The organism is Spongiactinospora gelatinilytica, assembly GCF_003236385.1.
Classification (GTDB): domain Bacteria; phylum Actinomycetota; class Actinomycetes; order Streptosporangiales; family Streptosporangiaceae; genus Spongiactinospora; species Spongiactinospora gelatinilytica.
The window spans coordinates 1-10,878 of record NZ_POUA01000269.1; the positions used below are offsets into that span (position 1 = coordinate 1).

Sequence of the window (10,878 nt, forward strand, 5' to 3'; positions counted from 1 at the left end):
CACCCGCCCCTTGTCTAGGAAGGTTTCCAGCAGTGACAATCCAGATGGCCGATATCGGGCAGTCGGGTAATGCTGCTCCCGAGGTGTCCGATCTGCTCCGCGACCTGCCCGCCGAAAGCGTCCCCATCCGGGATTTGATGCCGTCGATGTCGCCGCGCAAAAGGGGCGAGGACCCCGCGCACGTCCGCCTCATCGTCGAGTCGGGCAACGATATCGACCCACTGCTCGTACACCGCCCGACGATGCGTGTGATCGACGGTGCGCACCGCCTGCGGGCCGCCATATTAAGAGGCCGCACCGAAATTTCCGTCCAGTTCTTCGACGGCAGCGAGGCCGATGCCTTCGTCCTTTCCGCGCAGCTCAACATCAGGCATGGCCTGCCGCTGACAATGGAGGAGCGAAAGGCGGCGGCGCAGCGCATCCTTAAGTCGCATCCGCATTGGTCCGACCGTGCCGTGGCCGAGTCCACCGGCCTGAGCCCGTTCACCGTGGGGGCCTTGCGCCGCAAGGCGGGCTCCGGCGCGGACGCGCACTCCGGCAGCCGGATCGGCAGGGACGGCAAGGTGCGGCCGATCAGCAGTGCAGAGGGCCGGCGCAGCGCCGCGGCCCTGCTGAAGAACGACTCCGAGATCTCCTTGCGGGAGCTGTCCCGGCGCACCGGGCTCTCCGTTGGCACCGTCCGTGACGTGCGGGATCGTCTCAGCCGTGGCCAGGATCCGATCCCAGCGCAGTTGCGTGCCGCGCCCGCCAGGCCGATGGGCCAGGCCGGGACGGCGCCGCCGCCCGGACCCGATCGCTCCCCTGCTCCCGTGCCCGCGGGCGGTCCGGCGCGCGGCCGGCCGGGACGGCCCCCACGGGATTGCGCCAACGCCGTGGAGACCGCGACCGCGGTACGCAAGCTCGCCCGCGACCCATCCATGCGCGCCACCGAGTCGCGCCGGATGCTTCTGCGGATTCTGCTCGCAACCGAAATGGACCAGACCCAATGGGAGGAGATCGCCGAGGCGATTCCGCCGCATTGCGTGCCACTGATCCGAGCCATCGTGCTCAAGCGCTGCGAGGACTGGAAGAAACTAGCGAACATGGTACCTCAGTAGACCGCGCAAGTCGAACACATGACCATTCCCGGCCGTTCGCAGAAGATGGGCCGTCATTGAAATTCTTCCGCTTTCCGGGTCGGTGAATTATCGTCGCCGAAGAGCCGGAGGAGGTTAATCATGACGAGCCCCGCTTATCCGTCCGGAAACCAGGCGGAAGACGAGCTCCGCAAACTGAACCGAGCGACGGTCGAAAAGTACATGCATACTCTCGGGCAAGACCGCCTGCGCCGGCACCTGCTCTTCACCGAGGACGGCGTAGGCGGTCTTTGGACCACCGACACCGGTGCCCCGATCGCCATCCGCGGCCGGGACCGGCTGGGCGAGCACGCGGTCTGGTCGCTGCGCTGCTTCCCTGACTGGGTCTGGACCAACATCCAGATCTTCGAGACACAGGACCCCAACTTCTTCTGGGTGGAGTGCGACGGCGAGGGCGCCATCCTCTTCCCCGGGTATCCCGACGGCCACTACAAGAACCACTTCCTGCACTCCTTCCTCCTGGAGAACGGAAAGATCAAGCTTCAGCGGGAGTTCATGAACCCGTTCGAGCAGTTGCGCGCACTGGGCATCCCCGTACCTGAGATCAAGCGCGAGGGCATTCCCACCTGAGCCGGAGGTAACGGCTCCACACATGTCGCACCTCCCGATCTGGCCGGGCGGGCGTCCTCGACCCCGACCCGGCCCAGGTCCCTTTGACCAGTGGAGACCCATGGACAGCACCATGGCAGGACTCCGGCTCAGCGAAGCGCAGCAGCAGCCGGAGTGGAGCGACACCTCACAAGTCAAGCGCGTCAGTGAGGTCCTGGCGGCACGTCCCCCGCTCGTGCGGGCCGAAGACGTACGCACCTTACATACCCACCTCACCGAAGTGGCAGCGGGCAGGGCCCTGATCGTCCAGGCCGGGGACTGCGCCGAAGATCCAGAGGAATGCACGGCGGAGCACATCAGCCGCAAGTCGGCCGCCCTGGACGTGATGGCCGGCGCCCTGAAAATGATCAGCCATAAACCGGTGATCCGGGTCGGCCGGATCGGCGGCCAGTTCGCCAAGCCGCGGTCCAGCCCGGTGGAGAAGGTCGGCGACCTGACCCTGCCCGCGTACCGCGGTCACCTGGTGAACGGCCCCGAGCCCACGATGGAGAGCCGGCGCCCGGACCCGCTGCGCCTCCTCACCGGGTACATGGCGGCCAGCGACATCATGGAGCACCTGGGCTGGCGCGGCCCGTTCTCCCGCGCCGTGAGCGACCCCCCGGTGTGGACCAGCCACGAGGCGCTGCTGCTGGATTATGAGTTCCCGATGCTGCGCCAGGCCACGGCCGGTGCGCTGACCCTGACCTCCACGCACTGGCCATGGATCGGCGAACGCACCCGCCAGGTCAACGGCCCGCACATCGCCATGCTCGCCGAGGTGGACAACCCGGTGGCCTGCAAGGTGGGGCCCGGCGTCAGCCCGGAGGAGGCCCTCGCCTTGTGCGAGCAGCTCGACCCCGACCGCGTTCCCGGACGGCTGACCCTGATCGCCCGGATGGGCGCCGACGTTGTCGCCGAGAAGCTGCCCCCGCTGGTCGAGGCGGTGCGCTACGCGGGGCACCCGATCATCTGGCTGTGCGACCCGATGCACGCCAACACGGTCCGCGCGGCCGACGGACGCAAGACCCGCGTGGTGGAGACGCTGATGCGGGAGGTCCGCGACTTCGTGCGCGCGGTGGAGCACGCCGGTGGCCTGGCCGGCGGCCTGCACCTGGAGACCACCCCCGATGACGTCACCGAATGCGTCGCCGACCCGGCGGGCCTGGAGTCGCTGGGTGATCGCTACGAAAGCCTGTGCGATCCGCGGCTGACGCTGTGGCAGGCGGTCTCGGTGATCTCGGCCTGGGGCGAGTGAGGCGGACGATCCGACCAGAAAGGACGGCCATGCCCGGCATACCCCCGATCGAGCCCTATCCCCTGCCCACCGCCGGCGACCTGCCCCGCAGCATCGCCACCTGGACGCCCGACCCCGATCGCGCGGTCCTGCTGATCCACGACATGCAGCGGTACTTCCTCAGCCCGTTCCCCGGGCAGATGCGCGCCGAACTGATCCGCAATATCGCCCTGCTCCGAACCCGCGCCGCCGCGCTCGGCGTCCCCGTCGGATACACGGCGCAGCCCGGCGACATGACCGAGGAGCAGCGCGGGCTCCTCAAGGACTTCTGGGGCCCCGGCATGCGCCGGACCCCGGAAGAGCAGGCCGTGGTGGACGAGCTGACCCCCGCGCCCGGCGACTGGATGTTCGGCAAGCTGCGCTACAGCGCGTTCTTCCGTTCCGACCTGCTCGCGCGCATCCGCGAGAGCGGCCGGGACCAGTTGGTCATCTGCGGCGTGTACGCGCACGTCGGGATCCTGGCGACGGCGATCGAGTCCTACACGAACGATCTTCAGACGTTCCTCGCCGGGGACGCGATCGGCGACTTCACCGCCGCCTACCACCGGCTGACCCTCAACTACGCCGCCGAACGCTGCGCGGTGGTGGTCACGGCGAAGGAGGTGTTCCCATGACAGGACCGCTCCCCGGAGTGCGAACCGAGGGCGATCTGCTCGCCACGGTGGTGGACCTCCAGGCGACCGCCTTCGCGCTGCTGCACCGGCCGGAGGCCAACCGTCCCGACCTTCTCGACGTGCTGATCGGAGAGGTCACCACCGTGACCGCGCTGGCCGACATCCCGCTGCCCCGCGACCCCGCGCCGGCGGACGGCGGGCCGCGGCACGAGGTACTGGCCCTCATCCCCTACCGGCAGATCCGCGAGCGGGGCTTCATCTGCGCCGACGACGGCGCCCCGCTGATCGCGATGATCGTGACCGGCCAGCGGACGGTACCGATCGCCGACGCCCTTGCCCGGATCCCGGACCTGCCGATCGCCGTCTCCGAGGGGCGCTTCGACGTCGCGGACGACGACTACGCCGAGACCGTGCGCCGGGTGATCAAGGAGGCGATCGGCGAGGGCGAGGGCGCGAACTTCGTGATCAAGCGGTCGTTCGTCGTCGAGATCGACGGCTACACGCCGCGCAGCGCCATGTCCCTGTTCCGCCGGCTGCTCCAGATGGAGTCCGGCGCGTACTGGACCTTCATCGTCCACACCGGCACCCGTACGTTCGTCGGCGCGTCGCCGGAGCGGCACATCACCCTGAACGACGGCGTCGTCACGATGAACCCCATCAGCGGCACCTACCGCTATCCGCCCTCCGGCCCGACCCTGCCGGGCGTCATGGACTTCCTCGCCGATCGCAAGGAGTCCGACGAGCTCTACATGGTCGTGGACGAAGAGCTGAAGATGATGACGCGGATCTGCGAGCCCGGGGTGCGGGTGGTCGGCCCGCGCCTGAAGGAGATGTCCCGGCTCGCGCACACCGAGTACGTCATCGAGGGCGACAGCCGCTGGGACGTACGCGACATCCTGCGCGAGTCGATGTTCGCGCCGACGGTCACCGGCAGCCCGCTGGAGAACGCCTGCCGGGTCATCGGCCGGCACGAACCGCAGGGCCGCGGCTACTACAGCGGCGTCGCCGCGCTGATCGGACGCGACGCGAACGGCGAGCGCACGCTCGACTCCTCCATCCTCATCCGCACCGCCGACATCGACAGCAAGGGCCAGGCGCGGATCGGGGTGGGGGCGACGCTGGTCCGCCACTCCGACCCGCTCGCGGAGGTCGCCGAGACCAACGCCAAGGCGGCGGGCCTGCTCGCCGCCCTGCGCACCACCCAGGCCGAACGGCTCGGCACGCACCCCGACGTCCGTGACGCGCTGGAGCGGCGCAACGCCACCATCGCGGGCTTCTGGCTGGGCTCCACGCCCGGGCGCACGCCCGGGATCCCGCGGCTGGCCGGCCGCAGAACGCTGATCATCGACGCCGAGGACACCTTCACCTCGATGCTCGACCACCAGCTCCGCTCACTCGACATGCCGGTGACCGTGCGCGGGCACGGCGAGAGCCTGTCGTTCGAGGGCTACGACTTCGTGGTGCTCGGACCCGGCCCCGGCGACCCCCGCGACGAGACCCATCCCAAGATCGCCTACCTGCGGGCGGCGGTGGACGCGCTGCTGCGCGAGCGCCGGCCGTTCCTCGCGGTCTGCCTGAGCCACCAGGTCCTGAGCATCCGGCTCGGCTTCGAGGTGCGCCGCAAGGAGGCCCCCAACCAGGGGCTGCAAATGGAGATCGACCTGTTCGGCGAGCCCGAGCGGGTCGGCTTCTACAACACCTTCGCGGCCCGCTCGGAACTGGACACGGCGGCGATCGGCGGCGTCGGCACGGTACGGATCTGCCGTGACCCGGTGACCGGCGAGGTACACGCACTGCACGGCCCGCGTTTCTCCTCCCTGCAATTCCACGCGGAGTCCGTGCTCACCCAGAACGGGCCACGCATCCTCGGCTCCTCCATCGAAAGGGCGCTGAGCACATGACGGTGAACCAGACCGCACAACGCGGCCACACCTACGTGGTCGTGGACGCCTTCAGCGACACCCCGCTCCAGGGCAACCCGGTCGCGGTGTTCTTCGACGCCGACGACCTCGACGCGGGCCGGATGCAGAGCATCGCCAGGGAGATGAACCTGTCGGAGGTGACGTTCGTCCTTTCCCCCAAGCAGGGCGGCGACGCGCACATCCGCGTGTTCACCCCGGTCAACGAGCTTCCGTTCGCCGGCCACCCGCTGCTCGGCACGGCCGTCGCGCTGGGCGAGACGTTCCCCGGCGACCGGCTCCGGCTGGAGACCGCCATGGGGATCATCGACTTCGCGCTGCGCCGTGCCGGCGGGAAGGTCGTCGCCGCCGAGATGGAACAGCCGATCCCGGTGTGGACGAAGTTCGACCGCGCGAACGAGCTGCTGGCCGCCCTCGGCGTCGCCGAGCCCGAGTTGCCCGTGGAGATCTACGCGAACGGCCCGCGGCACGTTTTCGTGGGGCTGCCCAGCGTGCCCGCGCTGTCGGCGGTCAACCCCGACCACCGGGCGCTGGCCGACTTTCCCGACATGGCCACCAACTGTTACGCGGGTTCCGGCACGAGCTGGCGGAGCCGGATGTTCTCGCCCGCGTACGGGGTGACCGAGGACGCGGCGACCGGCTCGGCCGCCGGGCCGCTCGCCATCCATCTGGCCCGGCACGGCCGGGTGCGGTTCGGCCAGTGGATCGACATCCACCAGGGGGTCGAGATGGGCCGCCCCTCGCTGATGCGGGCCCGCGCGGACGGCGCGGGCGACCGCATCGCGTCGGTGCGGGTCGAAGGTTCGGGCGTCACCGTCGCCCGCGGCCTGATCTACGTCTGAGGCGCCCCGGCGCCCCTCACCGGGAGGTGAACGTGAGCAGCAAGTTCGAGACCATCAGCGGGAGCACGGACCGCGCTTTTCCGGAGTACGACCTGCCGCCTGCCGAGCCGCTCGGCCTGGCTCAGCAGTGGATCTCCACCGCGAAGGAGCTGGGCGTGCGCGAGCCGCTGGCCCTCGCGCTCGCCACCGCGGACGGCGACGGCCACGCCTCCAACCGGATGGTCGCCATCGTCGACGTCTCCGCCCGGGGCGTGATCTTCACCAGCCACCTCACCAGCAGGAAGGCGCGCGACATCGCGGCGACCGGCTGGGGTTCGGGGATGCTCTACTGGCGCGAGACCGCGCAGCAGTTGAGCATCTCCGGGCCGATCGTACGGCTGAGCGACTCCGAGGCGGAGTCGCTGTGGAACGCCCGCCCGGTACCGCTGCATTCCATGACCACGGCCTCGCGGCAGAGCGAGGCGTTCACCGACTTCGCGGACATCGCCCGGCTGCGTGAGGAGGCCGAGCGCCTGGGCGCGTCCGGGCTCCCGCTGCCGCGCCCGCCGCGGTTCGCCGCCTTCCGCCTGGAGCCGGTCGTCGTCGAGTTCTGGGCCGCCGCGTCCGACCGGCTGCACCGCAGGCTGCGCTACGAGCGGCGCACGGACGGCTGGGAGGTCGCGCGGCTCCAGCCCTGACCGTCCGTCCCCGATCACCCCTCTCCAACAGATCACATGATGAGAAAGGCGAACTCAGTGTCCCAAACCACTACTCACACCGCCGGCGGCCATAGCGCCGAAGCCCGGTTCGATGCGATCGTCATCGGCGCCGGGTTCGGCGGGATCTACGCGGTGCACAAGCTCCGCAACGAGCTGGGCCTGCGGGTCCGCTGCTTCGACAAGGCGGACGGCGTCGGCGGCACCTGGTACTGGAACCGTTATCCCGGCGCCATGTCCGACACGGAGAGTCTGGTATATCGGTACTCCTTCGACCGGGAGCTGGCCCAGGAGCTCGCCTGGAACCGGCGCTACATTCCACAGCGGGACATCCTGGGTTATCTACAGGCCGTCGTGGACCGGTACGACCTGGGCAAGGACATCCAGCTCAACACCACCGTCGAGGCCGCCGTCTATGATGAGGAGGCCAATCTGTGGACGGTGACAACAGACGGCGGCGAGTCGTTCACGGCACGCTACCTGCTCTCCGCGCTCGGCCCGTTATCAGCCGCCAACTTCCCGGACATCAAGGGCAGGGACACCTTCCAGGGCCGGCTGGTCCACACCGGCTCCTGGCCCGACGACCTCTCCATCGAGGGCAAGCGGGTGGGTCTCATCGGCACCGGCTCGACCGGGACGCAGTTCGTCTGCGCGGCGTCCAAGATCGCTGAGCACCTGACGGTGTTCCAGCGGACGCCGCAGTACAACGTCCCGTCCGGCAACGCGCCGGTGAGCCCGGAGTACCTGGCCGAGTACCGCGCCAACTATGACGAGATCTGGCGGCAGGTGCGCCGGTCGCGGGTGGCGTGCGGGTTCGAGGAGAGCGATGTCCCGGCCATGAGCGTGTCGGAGGAGGAGCGCCGGCGGGTGTTCCAGGAGAACTGGGACAAGGGCAACGGCTTCCGGTTCATGTTCGGCACGTTCTCCGACATCGCCACCGACCCGGCCGCCAACGAGGCCGCGGCCGAGTTCATCAGGTTGAAGATCAAGGAGATCGTGCGGGACCCGGAGACCGCGCGCAAGCTCAGCCCCACGGACCCGTACGCCAAGCGTCCGATCTGCAACGAGGACTACTACGAGAGCTTCAACCGTGACAACGTCACGCTCGTCAGCATCAAGGAGAACCCGATCCGGGAGATCACGCCCACCGGCGTGATAACCGAGGACGGCGTCGAGCACCCGCTGGACGTCCTGGTGTTCGCGACGGGCTTCGACGCGGTGGACGGCAGCTACAAGCGGATGGACATCCGGGGCCGCGGCGGCCTGAGCATGAACGAGCACTGGTCCGACGGCCCGACCAGCTACCTGGGCCTGGCCGTCACCGGCTTCCCGAACATGTTCATGATCCTCGGCCCGAACAGCGTGTTCAGCAACCTGCCCCCGGCCATCGAGACGCAGGTCGAGTGGCTCACCGAGCTGATCGACGCGGCGGAGGCGGCCGGCCGGCCCGCCGTCGAGGCGGTCAGGGCCGCCGAGGAGACCTGGACGGTCACCTGCCAGCAGTCGGCGGACTTCACGCTCTTCCCGAAGGTCGATTCGTGGATCTTCGGGGCCAACATCCCGGGCAAGAAGAACAGGGCGATGTTCTACTTCGGCGGGCTGGCGTCCTACCGTGAGAAGCTCGACGCCGTGGTCACCGGCGGTTACGAGGGCTTCACCATGCAGTAGTGCGGAGTAGCGCGGCTTCGGCCATGCGGTTGAGGACGATTCGGGTTTTGCCCGGATCGTCCTCTTTAGTTATTAATTCCGCGTCCTGGGGGTGTGCATTGCACAGATCCGCACCAAGCCGAATTCCTTGTTAGCGCACCCGGGGGGCGTTAGCATATGGAGCATGAGTGAAACGACGATTCGCACCGACGACCAGCTCGCCACTTTCATCAACGTCATCGACGTGGACCCCGCGAAGCAGGAGGAGCTCATCGCCGTCCTGAACGAGGGGACGGAAAAGGTGATTTCCCAGAAGCCGGGATTCGTCTCGGTCAACATCATCGCCAGCAAGGACGGCAAGCGGGTCATCAACTACGCACAGTGGCGTAGCCCGGCCGACGTTCAGGCCCTCCTGAGCGACCCCGAGGCGCAGGCCTTCGCCAAGAGGGTCGCCGAGCTGGGCACCCCCGGCCCCGGCCTGTACTCCGTGAACGCCATCCACCACGCCTGACCTCCCGGGCACTCAGGGCTTACGCCATTCCCGGGCAGGAAGCCCCCCGGCGGGCCGCCCCGCCGGGGTTCCAGTCCTCGCCCCCTCATCGGCGCAGGGAGCACCTCTGTCATGAGCACCCAGGACACCGCTGACATCGTGATCGCCGGCGCCGGAATCGGGGGGCTGAGCGCGGCCCTCGCCCTGCACGCCCACGGCATCCGGGCCCTCGTGCTGGAGGCGGTCGATGACATCCGGCCGCTCGGCGTGGGCATCAACATCCAGCCCGCGGCCATCGCCGAACTGACCGCCCTCGGACTGGGCGACGCGCTCGCGGAGACCGGCATCCCCACCCGCGAGCACCGCTACCTGGACAATCGCGGAACGACTCTGTGGGCCGAGCCGCGTGGCATCGCGGCCGGGCACTCCAGCCCGCAGTACTCGTTGCACCGCGGCGAGTTGCAGGTGATGCTGCTCAACGCGGTGCGCCAACGGCTCGGCGACGACGCCGTGCGCACCGGCGCCCAGGTCTGCGGCTTCGAGGAGACCGGCGGCGGCGTCCGCGTCCATGCCCACAGTCGCTCCACCGGCGCCGCCGCCTTCGAAGGGGCCGCCCTGATCGGTGCCGACGGCGCCCGCTCGGCGGTCCTCGCGCAGCTCCACCCCGGTGCCGGGAAGATCTCCCCCGGGGGCGTGCGGATGTGGCGCGGCGTCACCGAGATGGACGAGTTCCTCGACGGCCGCACCATGATCCTGGTCAACGACCGCAAGACCACCAGGATCATCGCCTACCCCATGTCCGCGCGGCACTCCCGGCGCGGAAAGGCCCTGGTCAACTGGGTGTGCATCGTCTCCATGCACACCGACGCCGACGACGTCCAAAGCCGCGCGGGCAGCCTCGAAGATGTCCTGCCCTACTACGCGAACTGGGACCTCGGGTGGCTCGACATCGCGGACCTGCTGTCCCGCAGCGAGCGGATCCTGACCTACCCGATGGTGGACCGCGACCCACTGCCGGTCTGGGGCCGCGGCCGGGTGACCCTGCTCGGCGACGCGGCGCACCTGATGTACCCGATCGGGGCCAACGGCGGCTCACAGGCGATCCTGGACGCCACCACCCTGGCCATCGAGCTGGCGGCCGGCGGCGACATCCCCGCCGCCCTGCAACGCTACGAGGCGGTCCGCCGACCGGCGACGACGGCCATCGTGCTCGCCAACCGCAACATGGACGGCGCCGAGCGCGCGGTCGCGCAGGGTGACCGCGGCGACCAGGGAAGCGCCCTCGCCGACATCACCAGCAGCTATCGCGCGGTGGTCGAGCGGCACCAGTCGGCCAATTGAACAAAAGACGGCACGACAAATTCCCGGAGCCCCTCGATAAATGCGGCCGAATTCATCCGGCCACACTAGGAACGCATCCGGTAAGAGCACCCGCCACTTCCCTGGCACTCGTCGAGCCTTCACCTCCGGGTCCGGGGGAACCACATTCAAAAACGCAGGGGCCGCCGGCGTGGCAATGAATTGCCCGCGCCGGTCACCGGCGGCCTCCGCGCGACCGATCGTGTCACCGACTATGACGTACCGCTCCAAGAAAAGGTGACATCCTGGCCCGCCCCCCTGGCCCGGCCGGCCCCCCCCCTGTCTCTTAAACAC

10 protein-coding genes are annotated in these 10,878 nt (G+C 69.1%); all 10 read left to right on the forward strand.

Features of this window, described 5'->3' with window-relative positions; genetic code table 11:
• Positions 1-32: 32 nt before the first annotated feature.
• A complete protein-coding gene (locus tag C1I98_RS27365) occupies positions 33-1,097 on the forward strand; it encodes a ParB/RepB/Spo0J family partition protein (protein WP_233508233.1) in 1,065 nt (354 codons plus the stop codon).
• A 120-nt stretch (positions 1,098-1,217) separates the two neighbouring features.
• Positions 1,218-1,706, forward strand: coding sequence for a PhzA/PhzB family protein (locus tag C1I98_RS27370; protein ID WP_111170293.1), 489 nt, complete (start codon positions 1,218-1,220; stop codon positions 1,704-1,706).
• A gap of 100 nt (positions 1,707-1,806) precedes the next feature.
• Positions 1,807-2,979, forward strand: coding sequence for a 3-deoxy-7-phosphoheptulonate synthase (locus C1I98_RS27375; protein ID WP_111170294.1), 1,173 nt, complete (start codon positions 1,807-1,809; stop codon positions 2,977-2,979).
• A gap of 29 nt (positions 2,980-3,008) precedes the next feature.
• On the forward strand, positions 3,009-3,632 hold the full coding sequence (locus C1I98_RS27380) for an isochorismatase family protein (protein ID WP_111170295.1): 624 nt from the start codon (positions 3,009-3,011) through the stop codon (positions 3,630-3,632).
• Positions 3,629-5,533 (forward strand): anthranilate synthase family protein, encoded by a 1,905-nt coding sequence (locus C1I98_RS27385; protein ID WP_111170296.1) that lies wholly within the window; start codon positions 3,629-3,631, stop codon positions 5,531-5,533. The genes C1I98_RS27380 and C1I98_RS27385 overlap by 4 nt, the downstream gene beginning before the upstream one ends.
• Positions 5,530-6,393, forward strand: coding sequence for a PhzF family phenazine biosynthesis protein (locus C1I98_RS27390; RefSeq protein WP_111170297.1), 864 nt, complete (start codon positions 5,530-5,532; stop codon positions 6,391-6,393). Before C1I98_RS27385 ends, C1I98_RS27390 begins: the two co-directional genes overlap by 4 nt.
• Positions 6,394-6,425: 32 nt before the next feature.
• Positions 6,426-7,070 carry a phenazine biosynthesis FMN-dependent oxidase PhzG gene (gene phzG, locus C1I98_RS27395; protein WP_111170298.1) on the forward strand — a complete coding sequence of 215 codons (645 nt, stop codon included), beginning with the start codon at positions 6,426-6,428 and terminating at the stop codon, positions 7,068-7,070.
• 57 nt (positions 7,071-7,127) lie between these two features.
• Positions 7,128-8,756 carry a flavin-containing monooxygenase gene (locus C1I98_RS27400; protein WP_233508234.1) on the forward strand — a complete coding sequence of 543 codons (1,629 nt, stop codon included), beginning with the start codon at positions 7,128-7,130 and terminating at the stop codon, positions 8,754-8,756.
• Between the two features lie 163 nt (positions 8,757-8,919).
• The gene (locus C1I98_RS27405) at positions 8,920-9,246 is read left to right on the forward strand and encodes a putative quinol monooxygenase (protein WP_111170299.1); all 327 of its coding nucleotides are present in this window, start codon (positions 8,920-8,922) and stop codon (positions 9,244-9,246) included.
• A 111-nt stretch (positions 9,247-9,357) separates the two neighbouring features.
• Positions 9,358-10,566 (forward strand): FAD-dependent monooxygenase, encoded by a 1,209-nt coding sequence (locus C1I98_RS27410; RefSeq protein ID WP_111170300.1) that lies wholly within the window; start codon positions 9,358-9,360, stop codon positions 10,564-10,566.
• The last annotated feature ends 312 nt before the right edge of the window (positions 10,567-10,878 follow it).

What these genes read in the sequence shown, in the direction of transcription:
- C1I98_RS27370 (WP_111170293.1), top strand. Translation starts at nt 1,218, where the DNA reads ATGACGAGCCCCGCTTATCCGTCCGGAAACCAGGCGGAAGACGAGCTC.
- C1I98_RS27375 (WP_111170294.1), top strand. Translation starts at nt 1,807, where the DNA reads ATGGACAGCACCATGGCAGGACTCCGGCTCAGCGAAGCGCAGCAGCAG.
- C1I98_RS27380 (WP_111170295.1), top strand. Translation starts at nt 3,009, where the DNA reads ATGCCCGGCATACCCCCGATCGAGCCCTATCCCCTGCCCACCGCCGGC.
- C1I98_RS27385 (WP_111170296.1), top strand. Translation starts at nt 3,629, where the DNA reads ATGACAGGACCGCTCCCCGGAGTGCGAACCGAGGGCGATCTGCTCGCC.
- C1I98_RS27390 (WP_111170297.1), top strand. Translation starts at nt 5,530, where the DNA reads ATGACGGTGAACCAGACCGCACAACGCGGCCACACCTACGTGGTCGTG.
- C1I98_RS27405 (WP_111170299.1), top strand. Translation starts at nt 8,920, where the DNA reads ATGAGTGAAACGACGATTCGCACCGACGACCAGCTCGCCACTTTCATC.
- C1I98_RS27410 (WP_111170300.1), top strand. Translation starts at nt 9,358, where the DNA reads ATGAGCACCCAGGACACCGCTGACATCGTGATCGCCGGCGCCGGAATC.